At 65.4% G+C, this 21,988-nt stretch carries 17 protein-coding genes; 11 read left to right on the top strand and 6 right to left on the bottom strand.

Features of this window, described 5'->3' with window-relative positions:
• Positions 1-7 precede the first annotated feature (7 nt).
• From AC1DSD_RS13195 to AC1DSD_RS13170, 6 genes are all read left to right on the top strand, one after another.
• Complete coding sequence (locus AC1DSD_RS13195; RefSeq protein WP_478031359.1) at positions 8-964, top strand: NAD-dependent epimerase/dehydratase family protein; 957 nt, start codon at positions 8-10, stop codon at positions 962-964.
• A gap of 53 nt (positions 965-1,017) precedes the next feature.
• Positions 1,018-1,824 (top strand): undecaprenyl-diphosphate phosphatase, encoded by an 807-nt coding sequence (locus AC1DSD_RS13190; RefSeq protein ID WP_478030663.1) that lies wholly within the window; start codon positions 1,018-1,020, stop codon positions 1,822-1,824.
• Between the two features lie 156 nt (positions 1,825-1,980).
• Positions 1,981-3,420 (top strand): NAD(P)-dependent oxidoreductase, encoded by a 1,440-nt coding sequence (locus tag AC1DSD_RS13185; protein WP_478030662.1) that lies wholly within the window; start codon positions 1,981-1,983, stop codon positions 3,418-3,420.
• Between the two features lie 31 nt (positions 3,421-3,451).
• Positions 3,452-4,129 carry a DUF2059 domain-containing protein gene (locus AC1DSD_RS13180; protein WP_478030661.1) on the top strand — a complete coding sequence of 226 codons (678 nt, stop codon included), beginning with the start codon at positions 3,452-3,454 and terminating at the stop codon, positions 4,127-4,129.
• The gene (gene gltB / locus AC1DSD_RS13175; protein WP_478030659.1) at positions 4,126-8,637 is read left to right on the top strand and encodes a glutamate synthase large subunit; all 4,512 of its coding nucleotides are present in this window, start codon (positions 4,126-4,128) and stop codon (positions 8,635-8,637) included. The genes AC1DSD_RS13180 and gltB overlap by 4 nt, the downstream gene beginning before the upstream one ends.
• A 60-nt stretch (positions 8,638-8,697) precedes the next feature.
• Positions 8,698-9,114 carry a hypothetical protein gene (locus AC1DSD_RS13170; protein WP_478030657.1) on the top strand — a complete coding sequence of 139 codons (417 nt, stop codon included), beginning with the start codon at positions 8,698-8,700 and terminating at the stop codon, positions 9,112-9,114.
• Positions 9,115-9,221: 107 nt separating this feature from the next.
• On the opposite strand, the gene AC1DSD_RS13165 is transcribed toward AC1DSD_RS13170, so the two are convergent.
• Positions 9,222-9,542: a hypothetical protein gene (locus AC1DSD_RS13165; RefSeq protein ID WP_478030656.1), complete on the bottom strand. Its 321-nt coding sequence runs from the start codon at positions 9,540-9,542 to the stop codon at positions 9,222-9,224.
• 42 nt (positions 9,543-9,584) lie between these two features.
• Here AC1DSD_RS13165 and AC1DSD_RS13160 point away from each other — a divergent pair, with 42 nt between their 5' ends.
• Together AC1DSD_RS13160 and AC1DSD_RS13155 are read left to right on the top strand one after the other, a co-directional pair.
• Complete coding sequence (locus AC1DSD_RS13160) at positions 9,585-10,256, top strand: glutathione S-transferase family protein (RefSeq protein WP_066804026.1); 672 nt, start codon at positions 9,585-9,587, stop codon at positions 10,254-10,256.
• The gene (locus AC1DSD_RS13155; RefSeq protein WP_478030654.1) at positions 10,256-10,627 is read left to right on the top strand and encodes a tRNA-binding protein; all 372 of its coding nucleotides are present in this window, start codon (positions 10,256-10,258) and stop codon (positions 10,625-10,627) included. The genes AC1DSD_RS13160 and AC1DSD_RS13155 overlap by 1 nt, the downstream gene beginning before the upstream one ends.
• A 278-nt stretch (positions 10,628-10,905) precedes the next feature.
• Here AC1DSD_RS13155 and pepN read toward each other — a convergent pair whose 3' ends face one another.
• Complete coding sequence (pepN, locus tag AC1DSD_RS13150; RefSeq protein ID WP_478030652.1) at positions 10,906-13,521, bottom strand: aminopeptidase N; 2,616 nt, start codon at positions 13,519-13,521, stop codon at positions 10,906-10,908.
• Between the two features lie 110 nt (positions 13,522-13,631).
• Between pepN and AC1DSD_RS13145 the strand changes: the two genes are divergently transcribed.
• Positions 13,632-15,320, top strand: a complete 1,689-nt coding sequence (locus AC1DSD_RS13145) for a M28 family metallopeptidase (RefSeq protein WP_478030650.1) — start codon at positions 13,632-13,634, stop codon at positions 15,318-15,320.
• A complete protein-coding gene (locus AC1DSD_RS13140) occupies positions 15,310-16,071 on the top strand; it encodes a Rossmann-fold NAD(P)-binding domain-containing protein (protein WP_478030649.1) in 762 nt (253 codons plus the stop codon). Before AC1DSD_RS13145 ends, AC1DSD_RS13140 begins: the two co-directional genes overlap by 11 nt.
• Here AC1DSD_RS13140 and AC1DSD_RS13135 read toward each other — a convergent pair.
• The 3 genes from AC1DSD_RS13135 to AC1DSD_RS13125 all read right to left on the bottom strand — a co-directional run bounded on the left by AC1DSD_RS13135 (position 16,068) and on the right by AC1DSD_RS13125 (position 20,573).
• Positions 16,068-16,991: a DMT family transporter gene (locus AC1DSD_RS13135; RefSeq protein ID WP_478030648.1), complete on the bottom strand. Its 924-nt coding sequence runs from the start codon at positions 16,989-16,991 to the stop codon at positions 16,068-16,070. The genes AC1DSD_RS13140 and AC1DSD_RS13135 overlap by 4 nt on opposite strands.
• A gap of 241 nt (positions 16,992-17,232) precedes the next feature.
• Positions 17,233-18,237, bottom strand: a complete 1,005-nt coding sequence (locus tag AC1DSD_RS13130) for a threonine aldolase family protein (protein WP_478030647.1) — start codon at positions 18,235-18,237, stop codon at positions 17,233-17,235.
• A gap of 218 nt (positions 18,238-18,455) precedes the next feature.
• Positions 18,456-20,573 (bottom strand): transglycosylase domain-containing protein, encoded by a 2,118-nt coding sequence (locus AC1DSD_RS13125; RefSeq protein ID WP_478030645.1) that lies wholly within the window; start codon positions 20,571-20,573, stop codon positions 18,456-18,458.
• A 128-nt stretch (positions 20,574-20,701) separates the two neighbouring features.
• Here AC1DSD_RS13125 and AC1DSD_RS13120 point away from each other — a divergent pair, with 128 nt between their 5' ends.
• Positions 20,702-21,280 carry an NADPH-dependent FMN reductase gene (locus AC1DSD_RS13120; protein WP_478030643.1) on the top strand — a complete coding sequence of 193 codons (579 nt, stop codon included), beginning with the start codon at positions 20,702-20,704 and terminating at the stop codon, positions 21,278-21,280.
• A gap of 32 nt (positions 21,281-21,312) precedes the next feature.
• Here AC1DSD_RS13120 and AC1DSD_RS13115 read toward each other — a convergent pair whose 3' ends face one another.
• Positions 21,313-21,939 (bottom strand): DUF4142 domain-containing protein, encoded by a 627-nt coding sequence (locus tag AC1DSD_RS13115; RefSeq protein WP_478030641.1) that lies wholly within the window; start codon positions 21,937-21,939, stop codon positions 21,313-21,315.
• Positions 21,940-21,988: the final 49 nt, after the last annotated feature.

Here is a 21,988-nt window from a genome sequence, read left to right as displayed (position 1 = left end):
GATCGTCATGAAGGACAAGCTGGTAACACTGATCGGCGGAGGCGGATTCATCGGCCGTTACGTCGCGCAGGAATTGCTCGCCGCGGGCGCGCGGATTCGCGTGGTCGAGCGCGATCCGCGCCGCGCCTGGTTCCTGAAGCCGCTGGGCGGGCTCGGTCAGACGCAGTTCGTCGCCGCCGACGTGACGAAGCCGGACACGATCGCGCGCGCGGTCGCCGGCTCGGACGCCGTGGTTTATCTGGTGGGAACCTGGGGTCCCGATTTCCACGGCATCCACGTCGCGGGCGTGCGCGCGGCGGCGAAGGCGGCGCGCGATACCGGCGCGGCGGCGTTCCTCCATCTCTCGGCGCTCGGTGCCGATGCCGAGTCGCCGTCGCGTTATTATGCCAGCAAGGCAGCGGGCGAAGCCGCGGCGCGCGAGGTTTTTCCGGATGCCATCGTGCTCCGTCCCTCGGTCGTGTTCGGGCCTGAAGACAAGTTCCTCAACCGCTTCGCCGGGATGATCAGCAGTGCCCCGGGCGTGTTCGGCCGCGCGGCGGTGCCGGTGCTGCGCGCGGGCGCTAAATTCCAGCCGGTCCATGTCGTCGACGTCGCGCGCGCGGTCGTGCGGGCTTTGGAAAAGAGCGATTCGCAGGCTGGCCGGACGATCGAGGCGACCGGTCCCGAAGTCATCACGATGCGCGACCTGCTGCGCTGGCTATCCGAGACGATCGGGCGCGAGGCCGACTTCATCGAATTGCCCGACATTGCCGGCCAGGCGATCGCTTACGCCGGCTTCCTGCCGGGCGCGCCGATCAAGCTCGACCAGTGGAAGATGCTCAAGACCGACAATGTCGCCGGCGGCACGCTTCCCGGATTGGAGTCGCTGGACATCGCGCCGACGCCGATGGAAGCGGTCGCGGGGTCCTGGCTGGTGCAATATCGCAAGGCGGGCCGGTTCGGCCTGCGCGCCAAGGCGGCCTGACCTTCCAACAGACATCCGTTCGCGGCTGCGCCCGCGTATAGGGAGTATCCCCCGTGAACGACGTGATTACCGCCATCATCCTCGGCATTGTCGAGGGCGTGACCGAATTCCTGCCGGTTTCCTCGACCGGGCACCTCATCCTGGCCAGCGCGCTGCTCGGCTATAATTCCGAATATTGGGCGCTGTTCAACATCGTCATCCAATTGGGCGCGATTCTGGCGATCGTCGTCCTCTATTGGCGGACGTTCTGGGCCGTGCTCCAGGGGCTGTTGCGGTTCGATCCGACCTCGGTCCGCTTCGTCCGCAACCTGCTCGTCGCATTCCTGCCCGCCGCAGTGATCGGGCTCGTCTTGCACAAGCAGATCGAGAAACTGCTCGGATCGCCGCTGACGGTGGCGATAGCGCTGATCGTCGGCGGCATCGCGATCATCGGCATCGAACGCACCGTCAGGGAAGGGCGGATCAAGGGCGTCGCCGAGATCCCGCTGCCCAAGGTAATCGGCATCGGCTTCATCCAATGCCTGGCGATGATCCCCGGCGTCAGCCGCTCGGGCGCGACAATCCTCGGCGCGCTCAGCCTGGGGGTCGAACGGAGGACTGCGGCCGAATTCAGCTTCTTCCTGGCCATCCCGACCATGCTCGGCGCGACCGTGCTCGAGCTCGTCACCAAGCGGCACGAACTGATGGCCGCGAACAGCGTCGGGTTCGGCCTGATCGCCGTCGGTTTCGTGGTCGCGTTCGTCGTGGCCTTGCTCGTGGTCAGGTGGTTCGTCGGGCTGGTTGGCAAGACGGGGTTCAGCCCGTTCGGCTGGTACCGAATCGCTGTCGGCGCCTTGGCACTGGTGTTCCTGCTCAAATAAGTCCGAATCGGAACTAAATAGATGATCTTCTCCACGCTATACGGCGGAACAACTCAGAATGACGATTAAATAAGGCAGTATAACTGCCGTATCGGACCGAATTTGCGTGACGAACGGAGAGAAACAGGCTAGCGGCCGTTCCGAAGGGAGCGGGCGATGGCCGGTGATATGCTGAAATTCGTGGGTGTAACGCAGGCCTATCCGGCCAAACGCGACGCTCAGCAGCGCGCGGAGGACTTTCACGAGATCGCCGACCGCTATGGTGTGCCCGCCGCCGAGGAACAGTCGGCGCGCTGCTCGCAATGCGGGGTGCCTTATTGCTCGGTGCATTGTCCGCTGCACAATCATATCCCGGATTGGCTGCGGCTGACCGCCGAGGGCCGGTTGCGCGAGGCCTATGAGCTCAGCAACGCGACCTCGACCATGCCGGAGATTTGCGGCCGCATCTGTCCGCAGGACCGGTTGTGCGAAGGCAATTGCGTGATCGAATTCTCCGGCCATGGCGCGGTGACGATCGGATCGGTCGAGAAATTCATCACCGACACCGCCTGGGAGAATGGTTGGGTCGAACCGATCGTGCCGGGGCCCGCGCGCGGCCAGTCGGTCGGCATCATCGGCGCGGGGCCGGCCGGGCTGACCGCGGCCGAGTTGCTGCGCGTCGCGGGCTATGAAGTCCATATCTATGACCGCCACGACCGCGCGGGCGGGTTGCTGACTTACGGCATCCCCGGCTTCAAGCTCGAAAAGCCGGTGGTGATGCGTCGCGTCGATCGCCTGAAAGCGGGCGGCATCGTGTTCCACGAAGGGTTCGAGGTCGGGCGCGAAGCCGGACTCGAGGAATTGCGGACCAGGCACGACGCCATCCTGGTCGCGACCGGCGTGTACAAGGCGCGCGGTCTTGCCGCCCCGGGGGTCGAGGCGAGCGGCGTGGTCGAAGCGCTCAACTATCTGACCGCATCGAACCGCAAAAGCTTCGGGGACGCCGTGCCCGATTTCGACAGCGGCGCGCTCGACGCGGCAGGCAAGAACGTGATCGTGGTCGGCGGCGGCGATACCGCGATGGATTGCGTGCGCACCGCCGTGCGCCAAGGCGCGGCCTCGGTCGCCTGCCTCTATCGTCGCGACCGCGCCAACATGCCCGGCTCGCAACGCGAGGTCGGCAATGCCGAGGAGGAAGGCGTCGAATTCGTCTGGCTATCGGCGCCCGAGGCGTTCGGCGGCGGCGAGGCGGTCGACAGCGTGTCGATCGCGCGGATGCGGCTGGGCGCCCCCGACGCAAGCGGCCGCCGCGCGCCCGAACCCGATGGCGGCGACAGCGAAGTGCGACGCGCCGACCTGGTGATCAAGGCGCTTGGCTTCGACGCCGAGGATTTGCCGCGATTGTTCAACGCGCCCGAGCTCGGGGTGACGCGCTGGGGGACGTTGCTGGTCGACAATGCCACGCTGATGACCAGCCTGGATGGCGTGTTCGCCGCCGGCGACATCGTCCGCGGTGCCAGCCTGGTGGTCTGGGCGGTGCGCGACGGGCGCGATGTCGCGGCGCATATGGACAAATATTTGCGCGCGAAGAGGGCGATCGAAAGGAAGGCGGCATGACGGGGTGCGCGGACGCGCGGGGGAAACTGCCATGATTAGGGCACCCCTTTTCACCATCGCGACAATGCTCCTCGCCGCACCGGCGTCTGCGCAAAGCGTGCCGTCGGCAGCATCTTCGCCTGTAGCTGGCCCGGCCGACCTCGGACCGGTCGACCCCGCGCGGCTGGCGGCTGCGCGACAGGTTATCGACCAGGTCTGGCCGCTGGGGACCTACGAGCGCATCATGCGGGCGGTCATGGACCAGATGGTGAACGGGACGATGGCCAGCATGTACGACATGCCTGCAGACACGTTCGCCAAGGGATTGAAGGCGGACGGCCCCGATAAATCGACAGGCAAGACGTTTCGCCAAGTCTTGGCTGAGGACGATCCCTTTTTCGAGGAGCGTATGCGCCGGTCGATGAACGTCATGATGGGTGAAATGACCGCCCTGATGAACGAGGTCGAGCCCGACGTGCGAGTCGCGTTTGCGAATGCCTATGCACGGCGATTTACCGTCGCCCAGCTCAATGACCTCCACACCTTCTTTCAGACTCCGACCGGCCAGATATACGCGCGCGAATCGATGACGCTGATGATGGGTCCGGACATGATGAAGGCGATGCAGGCTTTCGCACCGAAGATGATCGAGCGGATGCCGACGATCATGGCCAAGGTCGAGGCGGCGACCAAGGATCTGCCGTCCCCAAAGAGAAAGACAGCGCAATGACCGATCAACGCGCCCGCCTCGCTGCCGAGGGGATGTACCGTCCCGAATTCGAATCCGATGCCTGTGGCGTCGGCCTTGTCGCCGCGACCGACGGCCAGCCGTCGCGCCGGGTCGTGCAGTCGGCGATCGATGCGCTGAAGGCGGTGTGGCACCGCGGCGCGGTCGATGCCGATGGCAAGACCGGCGACGGCGCCGGGCTCCATGTCGACTTGCCGCACAAATTCTTCGACGAGGCGATCCAGGCGTCGGGGCACAAGGTCGCCGACAACCAGCTCGCGGTCGGCATGATCTTCCTGCCGCGTACCGATCTCGGCGCGCAGGAATCGTGCCGCACGATCGTCGAAAGCGTGATCATCGAGGCGGGCTATTCGATCTATGGCTGGCGCCAGGTGCCGGTCGACGTGTCGGTGATCGGCCGCAAGGCGCAGGAAACGCGGCCCGAAATCGAGCAGATCATGATCGCCGGCCCCTTGCCGGGCACGCAATCGGCCGAGGAGTTCGAGAAGGATCTGTATCTCGTTCGCCGCCGCATCGAAAAGCGCGTCATCGCCGCGCAGATCAACGGCTTCTACATCTGTTCGCTGAGCTGCCGCTCGATCGTCTATAAGGGGCTGTTCCTCGCCGAGAGCCTGTCGGTCTTCTACCCCGACCTCAAGGACCCGCGGTTTGAGAGCCGCGTCGCGATCTTCCATCAGCGTTATTCGACCAACACCTTCCCGCAATGGTGGCTGGCGCAGCCGTTCCGCTGCCTCGCGCACAATGGCGAGATCAACACGATCCGCGGCAACAAGAACTGGATGCTCAGCCACGAGATCAAGATGGCGGCGAACGCGTTCGGCGAAGCGTCGGAAGACATCAAGCCGGTGATCCCGGCGGGCGCGTCGGATACCGCCGCGCTCGACGCGGTGTTCGAGGCGATCTGCCGCTCCGGCCGCGACGCACCGACCGCCAAGCTGATGCTGGTGCCCGAGGCATGGGGGCCGAAGGGCGAGATGCCGAAGAAGCATCTCGACATGTTCAAATATCTCGGCTCGGTGATGGAGCCGTGGGACGGCCCCGCCGCGCTGGCGATGACCGACGGCCGCTGGGCGGTCGCCGGCATGGACCGCAATGCGCTCCGGCCGTTGCGCTATACCCAGACTTCCGACGGGCTGCTGATCGTCGGGTCGGAAGCGGGCATGGTCGTCGTGCCCGAAACGATGATCGTCGAAAAGGGCCGGCTCGGACCGGGCCAGATGATTGCGGTCGATCTCGAGCAAGGACGCCTGCTCCACGACCGCGAGGTCAAGGATCGCATCGCCGACGAGCACGATTACGCCACGATGATCGGCGAGTTCCTGACCGTCGATGAACTTCCGGCGCCCAAGGGCGAAACGGTCACCCGTTTCGACCGCGCCGAGCTGCTGCGGCGCCAGGTCGCTGCCGGCCAGACGCTGGAAGACATGGAGTTGATCCTGTCGCCGATGGTCGAGACCGCCAAGGAAGCGATCGGATCGATGGGCGACGATACGCCGCTTGCGGTCATCTCGGACAAGCCGCGACTGATCAGCCAGTTCTTCCGCCAGAATTTCTCGCAGGTCACCAACCCGCCGATCGACAGTCTGCGCGAGCGTCACGTGATGTCGCTCAAGACGCGGTTCGGCAACTTGGCCAACATTCTCGACACCGGCGTGCGGCGGGACCGCGTGCTGGTGCTCGAAAGTCCGGTGCTGACCGGCGCCGACTGGGCCAAGCTCAAGGCGCATTTCGGCAGCCAGACCGCTGAAATCGACTGCACTTTTCCCTCGGGCGGGGGACCCGATGCGCTGCGCACCGCGATCCAGCGCATCCGCAACCAGGCCGAGCAAGCCGTGCGCGAGGGAAAGAGCGAAATCTTCCTGTCCGACCGCGCGATCGGCCCGGACAAGGTCGCGATCGCCGGCGTGCTGGCGGCGGCGGCGGTGCACACGCACCTCGTCCGCCGGGGCCTGCGCTCCTATTGCTCGGTCAATATCGAGACCGCCGAATGCCTCGACACGCATTATTATGCGGTGCTGATCGGGGTCGGCGCGACCACGGTCTATGCCTATCTGTCCGAAGCGGCGATCGCCGATCGTCATGCGCGCGACCTGTTCGGCGAGCAGAGCCTCGACAAGTGCCTCGGCAATCATCGCAAGGCAGTCGAGGAAGGCCTGCTCAAGATCATGTCCAAGATGGGGATCGCGGTGATCTCCAGCTATCGCGGCGGCTATAATTTCGAAGCCGTCGGTCTGTCGCGCAGCCTGGTCGCCGACCTGTTCCCGGGGATGCCGGCCAAGATTTCGGGCGAGGGTTATGCCTCGCTCCACCTCAATGCCGAACTGCGCCATCAGCAGGCGTTCGACACCGGTGTGGCGACGTTGCCGATCGGCGGCTTCTACCGCCAGCGCTATGGCGGCGAGACGCACGCTTATTCGGCGCAGCTGATGCACTTGTTGCAGACCGCGGTGGGGACCGACAGCTATTCGACCTATCAGAAATTCTCGCGCGGGGTTTCCGACCTGCCGCCGGTCTATCTGCGCGACCTGCTCCAGTTCAATTTCCCCGACGAAGGGATCGCGGTCGACCAGGTCGAGCCGATCACCGAGATCCGCAAGCGCTTCGTCACGCCGGGCATGAGCCTGGGCGCGCTGTCGCCCGAAGCGCACGAGACGCTGGCGATCGCGATGAACCGGATCGGCGCCAAGGCGGTGTCGGGCGAAGGCGGCGAAGACAAGCTCCGCTACCAGCCGTACGAGAATGGCGACAACGCCAATTCGGGCGTCAAGCAGATCGCCTCGGGCCGGTTCGGCGTGACGGCCGAATATCTCAATGCCTGCGACGAGATCGAGATCAAGGTCGCCCAGGGCGCCAAGCCGGGCGAGGGCGGGCAGTTGCCCGGCTTCAAGGTCACCGAATTCATCGCCAAATTGCGCCACGCCACGCCGGGCGTGACCCTGATCAGCCCGCCGCCACATCACGACATCTATTCGATCGAGGATCTGGCGCAGCTGATCTACGATCTGAAGCAGATCAATCCGCGCGCGCGGGTGTGCGTGAAGCTGGTCAGCTCGGCGGGGATCGGCACGGTTGCGGCCGGTGTCGCCAAGGCGCATGCCGACGTCATCCTGGTCTCGGGCCATGTCGGCGGCACCGGCGCGTCGCCTCAGACCAGCATCAAATATGCCGGCACGCCGTGGGAAATGGGCCTGTCGGAAGTCAACCAGACGCTGACGCTCAACGGCTTGCGCGGTCGCGTGAAGCTGCGCACCGATGGCGGGCTCAAGACCGGACGCGACATCGTCATCGCCGCGATCCTGGGCGCCGAGGAATTCGGCATCGGCACGCTCAGCCTGGTCGCGATGGGCTGCATCATGGTGCGGCAATGCCATTCCAACACCTGCCCGGTCGGCGTCTGCACCCAGGATGCCAAGCTGCGCGACAAGTTCACCGGAAGCCCGGAAAAGGTCATCAACCTGATGACCTTCATCGCCGAGGAAGTGCGCGACATCCTGGCCCGGCTCGGCGTGCGCAGCCTCGACGAGATCATCGGTCGCACCGAATTGCTACGCCAGGTCAGCCGCGGTGCCGAGCATCTCGACGATCTCGACCTCAACCCGATCCTGGCCAAGGTCGATGCCGATGAGGACCAGCGCCGGTTCAGCCTGCAGACCTGGCGCAACGAAGTGCCCGACAGCCTCGACGCGCAGATGATCAAGGATGCGGCGCATGTCTTCTCGCGCGGCGAGAAGATGCAGCTGACCTATTCGGTGCGCAACACGCACCGCGCGGTCGGGACGCGTCTCTCCAGCGAGATCACGCGTACCTTCGGGATGGACAAACTCGCCGACGGCCATGTTACCGTGCGGTTGCGCGGCTCGGCCGGGCAGAGTCTCGGCGCGTTCCTGTGCAAGGGCATCACGTTGGAAGTGTTCGGTGACGCCAACGACTATGTCGGCAAGGGGCTGTCGGGCGGCACGATCGTTGTTCGCCCGGTCGTCTCTTCGCCGCTGGCGAGCCAGGAAAACACCATCATCGGCAACACCGTGCTCTATGGCGCGACCAGCGGGCGGTTGTTCGCGGCGGGGCAGGCCGGCGAGCGGTTCGCGGTGCGCAATTCGGGAGCGAGTGTCGTCGTCGAGGGCTGCGGCGCCAATGGCTGCGAATATATGACCGGCGGCATCGCGGTCGTGCTCGGCGCGGTCGGGGCCAATTTCGGTGCCGGCATGACCGGCGGGATGGCGTTCGTCTACGACGCCGGCGCCAGCTTCGAGCGGCGCGCCAATGGCGACTCGATCATCTGGCAGCGGCTGGCTTCGGCGCATTGGGAAGCGGTGCTCAAGAACCTGGTCCGCGCGCATGCCGCAGCGACCGACAGCAATTGGTCGCAAGGGATTCTCGACGATTGGGATCGCGCGCGCACCAAGTTCTGGCAAGTTATCCCGAAGGAGATGCTCGAGCGATTACCGCACGCGCTCGACGACAGCGAGGAACTCCAGGCCGCAGAGTAGCGTTGAAGGGGCGATCGGTGCTATAAGGCGACTCACCGGTCGTTTCTCGGGTGATGTGTCATGCGTAACTATATGCTGCTTCCCGTCCTCGCTTTCGCCGCGACTCCGGCGATCGCGCAAGATCGCGATGCCCCGCCGCCGCAGATGGACGCGCGCGCGGCGGCCAATGCGCTCAACAACCCGATGGTGCAGAATGGCGTCGTCGGACTGATCGACGCGCTGACCGATGCAGTGATGCAGACGCGAGTCGGCCCAATGGCCGCGATCGCGCCCGATTCGAGCATCCGTCCCAGCGACACGCTCGACAGCATGGCGGCGCGCCGCAATCCCGATTACCGCAACGAGATTCACCGTAACGCCAAGCAGACGGTGGTCGCGGCCGGCCGGACCGCAGGCGCCGCGGTGGCGATGTCGGACGAGCTCAAGGCGACGACCGAGCGCATTCGCCGGGTGCTGGGGACGACCAACCCTAACTGACCCACTCGGAAAACCGAATATGGTGACCTGATGGCGTTGCTGTCGGGCTTGTCGAACGATGGGTATCGGCTACCCTTCTCCAACATAAGGAGAGGGATCGATGAGGCTCAGCCAGCCGCAAGCAACGCCAGAATGACGATGATGCGATACAATCCGGGCAGTCCGAACGCGTAGGGTCGAACCGCCGCGGGCCGCTCGGCGACTTCGGCGAGCAGGTCGAGTGCCTCATTCAGGGACCCCAGGGCGACGCGTATCTGGATACCCTGCAGCGCGGTCAGGATCGGACCCTGTGCCGAAACATGCCGGCGCCCGAGTGCAAACGCCGGGATGCCGTAGAAGTCGAACATCGACAGCATCACCGCGGCTTCGGGTTGGCTCCAGGTGATTGCGACGGTCTCGAAGCGATCGTCGAACGAATAGTCTGCCAAGCCATCTTCCCCCGCCCGTCGCCAGCTTATAACAGCGGTAGGATGTGGCAACTCCTTCAATTCCCGCTCTGCCCCTTCTCGCGCAAGGTCCGGCTGCTCCTCGGGGAGAAGGGGGTCGGCTATACATTGGTGCGCGAGAATCCGTGGGAGCGGCGCGACGAGTTCATCGACATGAACCCGGCGGGACAGACGCCGGTGATCACCGATGCGCAGCGCGATATCCGGCTGATCGATTCGCTGGTCATCTGCGAATATTTCGAGGAGACGGTCGATAAGGCGCAGATGATCAACGGCACCGCGATCCAGCGCGCCGAGATCCGCCGCCTGGCGACTTGGTTCGACACCTTCTTCTTCCGCGACGTGACCGAGCGACTGCTGGGCGAGCGCATGCTCAAGCGCATCGTCACCAAGGCGAGCCCCGACGCGCGCGTGCTGCGCGAGGCGATGAAGTCGGCGGTCGAATATCTCGATTACACCGACTACCTACTCGATCGGCATAATTGGATGGGCGGCGCGACGCTCAGCCTCGCCGATCTGGCGGCCGCGGCGCAGATCTCGGTCGCCGACTATCTCGGCGGGATCGACTGGAAGAATCACGAACAGACCGCGCGCTGGTATGGTGGCATGAAGAGCCGCCCGAGCTTCCGCCCTCTGTTGAGCGAGCGGATGGAAGGCATTCCCGCCTCGCCGCATTATCATGATGTGAATTTCTGATGCACGTCACCCACAACAGCGCCGCGCCGGCGGCCGAGACGATCGCCTTCGACGATTTCCTCAAGGTCGACATCCGCGTCGGCACGATCATCGCCGCCGAGCCCTTCCCCGAGGCGCGCAAGCCGGCGTTCAAGCTGACGATCGATTTCGGCGATCCGATCGGAACCAAGCGCTCGTCGGCGCAGATCACCGAACATTATGCGCTGGAGGATCTGATCGGCCGCCAGGTCGCCGCCGTGGTCAATTTTTCGCCGCGCCAGATCGGGCCGATGAGGTCGGAGGTGCTGACGCTGGGGTTTCCGGATTCGGGCGGCAAGGTGGTGCTGATCGGGCCGAGCGAGCCGGTGCCCAACGGCGGGCGGTTGTTTTAGCCATTAAATCCTCTCCCCTTGTGGGAGTTCGAGGTAAACAGCGCCCCGCGCTGTTTAGGCCATGCCGGGGGCATGGCCGACCTCGAACTGATAGCGAAGCTTGCGAGCTTGCTCGCTAGCGTAGCTTGGTGAGGGGAAGCGGAGCGAAGCTCCGCGGGGGGGGGGGGCCCCCCCGCGGTCGCGTCGCGACCGCTTCCCCTCTCCCAACTACGACTAGGGTCCTGACGGACCCAAGTCTCCGTATCCCTCTCCCACAAGGGGGGAGGGTTTATTTGGCACTACCCCTCCAAACTCTTCGACGCCTGCTCGAACAGATCCTTCGACAGGCCCGGCGTCGCCAAAATCCGCTCCAGCTCCGCCTTCATCAGTGCCGCGCGAGTCTCGTCGAACCGGCGCCAGCGACCCAGCGGCGGCAGCAGCTTGGCGGCGGTCTGCGGATTGAGCCGGTCGAGCGCGATCAGATTGTCCGCCAGGAAGCGATAGCCCGCGCCGCCCGCGGCGTGGAACGCGCGCTGGTTGACGCTGAACGCGCCGACCAGCGAGCGCGCGCGGTTGGGATTGGCCAGCGTGAAGTCGGGATGCCGCGCCAGTTCCTCGACCGTCGCCGGGGTGTCGTCGCGCGACGACAGCGCCTGGGTCTGGAACCATTTGTCGAGCACCAGCGCGTCGGTCGAATAGCGATTGTAGAAGATGTCGAGCGCGGCGATCCGCTTGTCCGACATGCCGTTGGCGAGCGTGGTCAGCGCACCCTGGCGGTCGGTCATATTGTCCGCTGTCTCGAACTGGGCGAACGCCACATCGGCGGCATCGTCGGCGCCCGAGGCGGCGATATAGCCGAGAGCGACGGTGCGCATCCGGCGATCGGCCTTGGCGGCGGGCGAATAGACGAACGGGGCGCCGGTCGAGGCATCGACATAGGCTTGGCGCCATAAGGGTGCGAGCGTCTTGCCCAGGTCGCGGCGCAGCGCCTCGCGCGCGCGAAACACCGCCTCGGGATCGACCCGCTCGAGCTGGTCGCCGATGAAGCTGTCCGACGGGAGTAACACCGCTTCCGCGACAAAGGCATGGTCGAGCGCCTCATCCTCGAGCGTGCGGCGCACCGCCTCGATCAGCGGGCCATGATCGGCGCGGCCGAGCTGCGTCGCGGTCACCAACGTATCGAGCATCAGCTGTTGCATCGCTTCGTAGCGCGCGAACGAGTCGTCGTCGTGCGCCGAGAGGAACGCAAGGTCGCGCGCCGAACGGTCGCTGTCGATGATGACCGGCGCGGAGAAGCTGCGGTTGATCGACAGCACCGGCGCTTCGCTCACGCCGTCGAACACGATCTCGCTGGTCGGCTGATCGAGCAAGTAGAGTTGCTCTTGACCCAGCGCCGCGCCAGTCGCGCTGCCGAACAGCTTGAGCTTGAGCGGCAGGACCATGGGTTCCTTGACCGACTGGCCGGGCGTGGGCGGCGTGTGTTGCGCGAGGCGCAAGGTGGCGCGGCCCGATCCCGCATCGTGATCGAGCGCGGCGGAGACACGCGGCGTTCCCGCCTGCGAATACCATAAGCGGAACTGGGTCAGGTCGATGTCGCCGCCTTCTTCCATGCAGCGGACGAAATCTTCGCAGGTCGCGGCCGTCCCGTCGAAGCGGTCGAAATAGAGGTCGGTGGCGCGGCGGAAGCGATCCTTGCCCAGGATCGTCGCCATCATTCGGATCAGCTCCGCACCCTTGTTGTAGATCGTCGCGGTGTAGAAGTTGGAGATCTCGATATAGCTTTCCGGGCGAACCGGATGCGCCAGCGGGCCATTATCCTCGGGGAACTGGCTGGCGCGCAGGCCGCGCACATCCTCGATCCTTTTGACTGCCGCCGATCCCTGGTCGGCCGAGAAGCTCTGGTCGCGAAAGACGGTGAAGCCTTCCTTCAGGCTGAGCTGGAACCAGTCGCGGCAGGTGACGCGGTTGCCCGACCAATTGTGGAAATATTCGTGCGCGACGACCGCGGCGATGGCGTCGTAATCGTAATCGGTCGCGGTGTCGGGGTCGGCCAGGATGTAGCGGCTGTTGAAGATGTTCAGCCCCTTATTCTCCATCGCGCCGAAATTGAAATCGTCGACCGCGACGATGTTGAACACGTCGAGATCATATTCGCGGCCATAGACCTTCTCGTCCCACGCCATCGCCAGTTGCAGCGCGTCGAGCGCATGCTGGGTCTTGGCCAGATCGCGTTCGCGCACCCAGATGCCGAGCTCGACCGTGCGCCCCGACATGGTAGTGAAGGTCGCGCGATTGGCGGCAAGGTTGCCCGCGACCATCGCGAACAGATAGCTCGGCTTGGGAAAAGGGTCGCGCCATTCGGCCCAGTGGCGGGTCGCTTTCCCTTCTTCGGGGTCGAGATCGCCCGAGGCGATCGGATCGCCATTGGCGAGCAGGATCGGGAAGCGATTCTTGTCCGCCGTCATCCTGACCGAATAGCGCGCGAGCACATCGGGCCGGTCGGGAAAGAAGGTGATGCGGCGAAACCCTTCCGCCTCGCATTGCGTGCACAGATTGCCGCCCGACGCGTAGAGCCCCATCAGCTGGGTATTGCGGTCGGGATGGATCTCGACCTCGGTCTCGACCCGGTGTTTGCCGGCGGGAAGGTCGATGACCAGGTCCGACCCGTCCATCCGCCAGTCATTGTGCGGATTGCCGTCGACGCTGACCGACAGCGGCACCTGCCCGTCGCCATCGAGCCGGAGCGGGCGATCGTGATCGCCGCTGCGCGTCACATCGAGCGCCGCCTTGACCCGCGTCGTCGCCGGATCGAGCTCGAAATCGAGCGCGATGTCCGGGACCAGCCAATCGGGCGCGCTGTAATCCTCGCGGCGCGTCACGACTGGGTTGGCAAGGGCGGATTGGGCGTCGATCATTCTGTTCTCGTTCGTTCTCGTTGGCCTGGCTTTATCGTAAACATCACGCAGCGTTGCCAAGTTTCATCGGTCTGCTACGCGCCGCGACAGGGACAGCCAAGAGGAAAGCCATGTTGAGACTGATCGGCGCGGTCGCATTGACGCTCGCCGCCGGGACTGCGCTGGCGCAGACCGGGAAGGTTCCGGGCATCCCGACTCCGAAAAAGGAGAGCGCCAGGTCGATCAACGAGCGGGTCAATGCGCCGCTTCCCGCCGACCAGGCGGCGATGAAAGCCCATGTCATGTTCCTGGCGTCCGACGCGATGCGCGGGCGGGAAGCGGGTAGCGCCGAATTCGACATCGCCGCGCAATATGTCGCGGCGCAATTCTACGCCGCCGGGCTGCGCCCTGGGGGCGATGATGGCGGCTATCTTCAGAAGGTGCCGCTGATCGGCGTCAAGCTGGCCGACAAGGGCAATTTCGTCTGGACGCCGTCCGGCGGGAAACCACAGACGCTCGTGTTCGGCGAGGATTTCGTGCCCTCGGCCAATGCCGCCAAGGCGGAGACCAGCGTCAACGCGTCGATCGTCTTCGTCGGCTACGGCATCGTCGCGCCCGATTACAAACGCGACGATTATCGCGGCGTCGATGTGAAGGGAAAGATCGTCGCTTTTGTCAGCGGCGCGCCGACCAAATATGACGGCGAAGAAAGAGCCTTCTTCTCGAGTGCGGCGACCAAGGCGCGGATCGCCGCCGACCATGGCGCGATCGGCGCGGTCCAGATCGAAAGCCCGCGCGGCGGGCGCGGCAATTTCCCGATCGCGGCGCTGGCGCGGTCCTGGGACCGCGAACGGGTGACCTGGTCCAACGGCAAGAGCACCGGCGGCGCCGAGGGCGTGCCGGTGCTGGGGACCTTGTCTACGGGCGCCGCTGCGAAGATGTTCGCCGGCGCCAGGATCGGCTGGGATCAGATACGCAAGGCAGCGGACAGTGACGATGCAGCGTTCAAGCCGGTCGCGCTCAACGGTACCTTGTCGGTCGCGATCAAGACCGAGACGCGACCGATGCCGTCGTCGAACGTGATCGGCGTCCTGCCCGGAAGCGACCCCAAGTTGCAGGATGAAGTCGTCATCCTGTCGGCGCACCTTGACCATATCGGCGTCGGTGCCCCCGACAAGACCGGCGACACGATCAACAATGGCGCCGAGGATAACGCCATCGGCATCGCCAGCCTGATCGAAGAGGCGAAGCGGTTCGTCGCGTCGGGCAAGCCGCCGCGGCGAACGATCCTGTTCCTGGCGGTGACCGCCGAGGAAAAGGGCCTGATCGGCTCGGACTATTTCGCCAACAACCCGACCGTGCCGCTCAAGTCGATCGTCGCCGACGTCAATCTCGACATGCCGCTGATCACCTATCCCTTCGAGGACATGGTGGTGTTCGGGGCGCAGCGCTCGACGTTGGGGCCGATCGTCGAGCGCGCGGCGGGGTCGGTCGGCGTATCGATGTCGCCCGACCCGATGCCGGAGCAGGGCATCTTCGTGCGCTCCGACCATTTCCGTTTTGTGCAGAAGGGCATTCCCTCGGTCTTTCTGTGGCCGGGCGAGAAGGGGGCGGGCAAGGCGGCCTGGGACGACTTCATGGCCAATCATTATCACCAACCTTCGGACGACCTGTCGCAGCCGCTCGATTGGGCGCAGGGCGTGCGCTTCGTGACGGTCAATTACACGATCGCGCGCGAGATCGCCGATAGCGACGAACGGCCGCGCTGGAACAAGGGCGATTATTTCGGGGTGTATTTCGGCGGTTATGGTGCGAAGTAACCTTCTGATCTTTGGATTGGGCTATGCGGCGAGCGTCGTTGCCGTCCGGCTCCACGACTGGGAGGTCGCCGCCACCGGAAGCGCGGGCAATCTCGATTTCGACGATCGCGACGGCGTGATCGCGGCGATCGATCGCGCGACGCATATCCTATCCTCGGTGCCGCCCGACGCGGTCGACCCCGTGCTCGCACGCTACGGCGCGGCGCTGGCGGATGGCGGCAAGTGGCTCGGCTATCTCTCCTCGACCGGCGTCTATGGCGATGCCGGCGGGGCCTGGGTCGACGAAAGCGCGCCGATCGTGGGGCGGCGTCAGGCCCGTAACCGCGCGGATGCCGATTGGCTGTCGCTCGGCGCGCGGGTGTTCCGCCTGCCGGGCATCTATGGGCCCGGCCGTTCGCCGCTCGATCGCGTGCGGAGCGGGCGGGCGCATCGGACCGGGATCGCCGGGCAAGTGTTCAGCCGCATCCATGTCGACGATCTCGCCGCCGGCGTGATCGCCGGGTTCGACGCGCCGCCCGGTGCCTATAATCTGTCCGACGACATGCCGGAGAGCCAGGATGCGGTGATTGAGTTCGCCGCGGGGTTGCTCGGCATCGATCCGCCGCCGATCGTCCCGCTCGATGCGCTGACGCCCGAAGCGCGCGCCTTCCACGCCGAGAACCGGCGGGTGTCGAACCTGAAAGCGAAACGCGTGCTGGGCTGGCGGCCGGTCTATGCCGACTATCGGTTGGGCCTGCGCGCTCTGGTTTAGCGATTGGGCCTTCTGGCCCTGAGGGCGACGACCAGCCCGAATGCGGCCAGCGCGGCGCCGCCGATCGCCAGCCCCGACCAGCGATAGCCTTCGAACAGGGTCGACAGCATCATCGCGATGACCGGCACGATCACGCTCGAATAGGCCGCCTTGGCCGGGCCGATCGTGCGGATCACCCCGAAATAGAGCGGGAAAGCGAGCGCCGAGGCGAAGATGCCGAGATAGAGCGTGCCGACCCAATAGATGGCGCGATGCTCGATCACCGGCGCGCCGGTGGTGGCATAGGCAAATATCGCATCAATCGCCGCGCCCGCGAGCATCGCGACCGCGACAGTGGTGCCCATCGGGTAGCGTGCTGCGGTCGGCGTCGCCTGCATGACGTTGGCGGTCGACGCACACAGGATCGCGCACAAAGTGAAGCCGATCCCGGCGAGCACCTGGCCCGGTCCATGCGGATCGACTCGCGCTTCGCGCACGAACAGCAGGATGACGCCCGCCATCGCGATCGCCGATCCGATCATCAGCTGGCGGCCGAGCTTCTGACCGAGAAAGACGCGGCCGAACAGCGCATTGGGGATCAGCAGCATCGCGAACACCACCGACACCAGGCCCGAGGTGACGTGCTGTTCGGCGCGATAGACGAAATTGAAATTACCGGAGAATTGGAGCAGCCCGAGCAAAGCCGCGAAGCCATAACCGCGCGCGCCCAGCCGCCAGCTCTCGTGCTTCCACAGCGCCCAGCCGGCCATGCAGATGCCGGCGACCAGAAAGCGATAGGTTACCGACCAGCTCGGCGGCACCACGCCCAATTGATCGCGGATCACCAGCCAGGTCGATCCCCAGATCAGGGTGACGATGCCGAACGGTACCAGCACGCTGAGCGTGGTGGAGCGGGGCTTGGCTTGGGGCGGCTGGAGCACGATTCCGCTCTACCGTGGTGTGTGGGCGTAACAACCCGGCTTCTGCTTGTCGGATGAAAAGGTGAGTCTATGGACGACCGCCTTTTTTTAGGCCCTCTCCCGCTTGCGGGAGAGGGTTTGGGTGAGGGTCTTCTTTCTTCTTCCAAGCGAGAGCACTAAAAAAGAGCACTCAAAAGAAGAAAGAAGACCCTCACCCTCCCGCTTCGCGGGCCCCTCCCTCTCCCGCAAGCGGGAGAGGGAATTACGGCAAAGCCGCGATCGCGTCCGCCAGCGGGCGGATCGCGTCCTCGGCCTGGTCCCAGCAGGTGACCAGTCGCACTTCGCCGGGCGCCCAGTCGTAGAAGTCGAAGCCCAGAGCACGCAAACTCGCCGCTTCCGCCGGTGTCGCGCGCAGGAACACCTCGTTCGCTTCGACCGGATAGACCAGTCGGTCACCCGCCGCGCGCGCCAGCAGCGCAGCGCCGGCATTGGCGGCAAGCGCATTCTTCAGCCACACGTCATTGTCGAGCATAGCCAGGATCTGCGCCGCCAGGTAGCGCCCTTTCGACGCGAGCAACCCCGCGCGCTTGCGGCGATAATGGGTCGCCGTGGCCAGCTCGGGCTTGAAGAACACCAATGCATCGGCGGTCATCCCGCCATTCTTGATGAACCCGAAGCTCAGCGCATCAACCCCGGCGCGCCAGGTCAAATCGGCGAGATCGGCGCCCGAATGCACCACGGCATTGGCGAAGCGCGCGCCGTCCATATGGAAGCCGAGCCCGCGCGCCTTGGCGAGGTCACCCAGTGCGGCGACTTCATCGGGCGTGTAGCTGAGGCCGTATTCGGTCGCGTTGGTGATCGATAGCGCATGCGCCTGGACCTGGTGGACGTCGTTGCGGATGCCGGCGAGCACCCCCTTGACCGCGTCCGGCGTCACCTTGGCGCCCGGCCCCTCGGCCAGCAGCAATTTGGCGCCGTGGAGGTAGAAGCCCGGCGCTCCCGCCTCGTCATTGTTGATATGCGCCTCACGGTGACAGATGACCGCGCCGTGCGGCTGGCAGAGCGCCGCCAGCGCGAGGCAATTGGCCGAGGTGCCCGAGGGTGTCCACAACACCTCCACCTGCGTTCCGAACAGGTCGGAAAAGCGCCCGTTCAGCTGTTTCGACCAGCGGTCGCCGTCATAAGCGGTGTCGAGGACATTGGCGGCGGCGATCGCATCGATCACCGCGGGGCAGGCCGGGGCGGCATTGTCGGAGAAGAAGCGCATAGTGGCTCCATCTTTCATGCGGGGGCGAGAGGGAAGAGGGAAATATCCTCCTAGCCCTCTCCCGCTGGCGGGAGAGGGTTGGGTGAGGGTCTTCTTTCTTCTTCTTTCTCATCGCGTCGATCGAAGAAGAAAGAAGACCCTCACCCTCCCACCGCTGCGCGGCGGGCCCCTCCCTCTCCCGCACGCGGGAGAGGGGAAACAAGAGGTCGAGCTAGAGCTTAATGCTCGCCATCATCCTCATTGGGCGGCCGCGGCGGGCGGTCGCCGGGGTCAGGCGCCGGCGAAAGCCGCAAGGTGCCATCGCGCTTGACCTGGAGGTTGACGCCGAGCCCCGAGATATTGCCCTCGACCGGAAGCGGGCCGGTGCCGGGGTCGATCGTCGTGCCGTCCTCGTCGCCATCGGTCGCATTGTCGTCGACCGTGGCCGGGACGGCCGGCGGTGGCGGCGGGGCGATGCCCAGCGCGTTCTGCATGAAGTCCTTCCATACCCGCGCCGGAATGCCGCCGCCCGACAGGCCGGCATTGGGGGTATTGTCGTCATTGCCGACCCACACGCCGACCACAAGGTCCTTGGCGAAGCCGACGAACAAGGCGTCGCGATTGTCCTGCGTGGTCCCGGTCTTGCCATAGGTCGGGACCGACAAAGCCGCCTGCCGTCCGGTGCCCCCGTCGGTCGAGGACGACAGCAGGTCGAGCATTTCGTCGCGGATATTGCCGCCGAGCGAGCGCGGGCCGCCGACGATGTTCGAATACCAGGCCTTGCCCTCGGTCGCCTCGATGCCGCGCGCGCTGACCGGATAGCCGTCGCCGGCGATCGCCGCGAACGCACTGGTCAGTTCGAGTAGCGACCCGGTCGAGGTGCCGAGCGCGATCGACGCGTCGTGAGCGATCGGAGTCGAGATGCCGAGGTCGCGCGCCGCCTTGATGACGTTGTCGATGCCGACCTTCTGGATCAACCGCGCGGCAGCGACATTGCTCGATTTCTGGAAGGCGCGGCGCAGCGTGATCTGGCCTTCGTAGCGGCCGTCGCTGTTCTTGGGGCTCCAGCCGCCGATCGTGATGGGTTCGTCCTCGACCATGTCGTCGGGAGTCATCCCCGCGCGCATCGCCGCCAGGTAAACGAACAATTTGAAGGTCGATCCGGGCTGGCGGCGCGCTTGCGTCGCGCGGTTGAACGGGCTGGTCTTGTAATCCTTGCCGCCGACCATCGCGACGACGCGGCCGTCGGGGCGCATCGCGACGATCGCGACTTGTGCCTGGCGCAGGCCCGCGCGCCTGACCGCGCGCTCGGCAGCCTTTTGCAAGCGAGGTTCGAGCGTGGTGACGACCCTGGTTTCCTGGCTGAGATCGCCTTGCGTATCGCGCGCCTCTGGCAGGACCCAGTCGGCGAAATAGGTGCCGTCGGGCAATTCCTTGACCGGCCGTACGCGGACCGAAGCCAGCCGCACATCGGCCTGATCCTTGGTCAGGACGCCGGCGGCGACCATCGCGCCGAGCACTACCTTCTCCCGATCCTGAGCGCCCCGCAGATTGCCGGTCGGCGCCAGCTTGGACGGCGCCTTGACCAGCCCCGCCAGCATCGCCGCCTGGCTGACGCTCAACTGCTCGGGTTCGACGTTGAAATAATGGAGCGAGGCGGCGCGCAGGCCATAGACGTTGTCGCCGAAATAGACGTTGGACAGATAGCGCGACAGGATCTCGTTCTTCGACAGCCACGCTTCGAGCCAGAAGGCGATCAGCGCCTCGCGCAGTTTGCGCCCGGCGGTGCGATCCGAATCGAGAAAGGCGTTCTTGGCCAGCTGTTGGGTGATCGTGCTGCCGCCTTCGCGCACGCCGCCGGCCATCACATTGTGCGCCATCGCGCGCATGATACCCCAGGGATCGACGCCCCAATGCGAATAGAAGCGGCGGTCCTCGATCGCGATGAACGCGCCTGGCACGTATTTGGGCAATTTCGACGCATCGACGGGTTTGTCGACCGTTGCGCCCCGCCGCGCGATCGGCGTGCCGTCCGCGGCGAGCAAGGTCACCGAGGGTGGGGTAGGCGGCTGCAACGACTTGGAGAGCGGCGCGGTGATCGCCAGCCAGCCGACCAGGATCACGAACAGTACCACGCACGCGGCCAGCGCGCGCACGATGATGCGGCCCCAACGGCGCTTCTTGCGAACGACCGGCAGGTTGGTGGTGTAGCCGGGCTCAGGCTGGCCCGTACCGCCCGTCGAATCGGGTGGAGGAACCGCCGTTGCCGCCTGGCTCAGATAATCGTCGGGATAGGCCGAATGCGCGCCCCAGCGGGGGTCGGGTCGTCGGTTGCCGTCAAAGGGGTCGTCGCGCATCCACTGCTTCCACACGGCCCACGGGGCCAACAGGCGTATTACTAGAATAACACAGGCCGTGCAATGCCGCTGTAGCAGATCGCGCGCAGGGAGGCTATCGCGGGACAATGCGTGGCGAAGGAGTTGGGATGCCGGACAAACCGTTGATCGTCGGAATCGGAGGAACGATCGGCGCGGTTTCGTCGACCGAACGCGCGCTCAGGATCGCGCTCGATGCGGTCGAACGCGAAGGATTCACGACCCGATTGTTCGGCGGCGAGGATATGGCGCGGCTGCCGCTCTATGATCCGCGTGCGACCTCGCGGACCTCGCAGGAACGCGAGTTCGTCGACGCGGTGCGCAAGGCCTCCGGCGTGATCATCGCCAGTCCCGGCTATCACGGCAGCCTGTCGGGCGTGGTCAAGAACGCGCTCGATTTGCTCGAGGAGACCGCCAAGGACGATCGACCTTACCTCGCCGACATGCCGGTAGGGCTGATCGCCACCGCTTATGGCTGGCAAGCGACGGGGTCGACGATCGCGGCGCTGCGCTCGATCGTCCACGCGCTACGCGGCTGGCCGACGCCGTTCGCGGCGGCGATCAATACCCAGGTCACGCAGTTCGATGGCCAAGGCGGGGCGACCGACCCGGCAGTGGTCGAGCAATTGTGCCTGATCGGGCGGCAAGTCGCCCGCTTTGCGCCGCTGGTCGAGCGGACGAGTAGTTAGGCTTCTAAGCCCCTCCAGGGGCTTGATGAGCTCTACTTCTTCAGCTTCTTCGCCATATCGAGGTGCTCCCGCACCTTGGGCAGAATCTCGCCCGCCGCTGCCTTCAGGCTCGGCGTATCGCCCTTGTCGGCATAGTTTTTCATCAGGGACAGGGCGTCTTCGTGTGCCGAAACCTGGCCGTCGATATAGGCCTTGTCGAAATCGGCGCCCTTGAGCTTGGCGAGATCGTCGAGTTTCGACTGCAGGTTGCTGGTAAGGGCCGGATCGGGCTTGATCTCGGGGGTCGCCTTGGCGGCGGCGGCCTTGATCTTGGCGGTCGAGCCGGTGTGGGCCTCGATCATCGTCGCGGCGAATGTCTTGACGTCGGCCGACTCGGCATTGGTCTTGGCGAGCTTGGCCGCGGCGATCTCGAATGCGTCGCTCTTGGCCGCCTTGTCGGCGAATTCTTGTCCGCTGGGCGTGGGATTCAGCGCGTTGCCGGCGGCATCGAGCGCATTGCCGGCGACGTTGCCCGCCGCGTCGATCGCACCACTGGTCGTATTGCCGATGTCGGACCCGATATCGGTCACCGCATTGGTGGTCGTGTCCTGCGCCTTTTGCGAGCAGGCACCGAGGGCCGCGATAAGCGCGATCGCACCGAAGCTAAGTTTGGCGTTCATGCTTTCTCTCCTTCGAGGGGCACGAACGCCTTGGTGGCCGGGGACGTTC

This window comes from Sphingomonas sp. P4_D12 (assembly GCF_056401895.1).
This window is presented reverse-complemented; position numbering and strand designations above follow the sequence as displayed.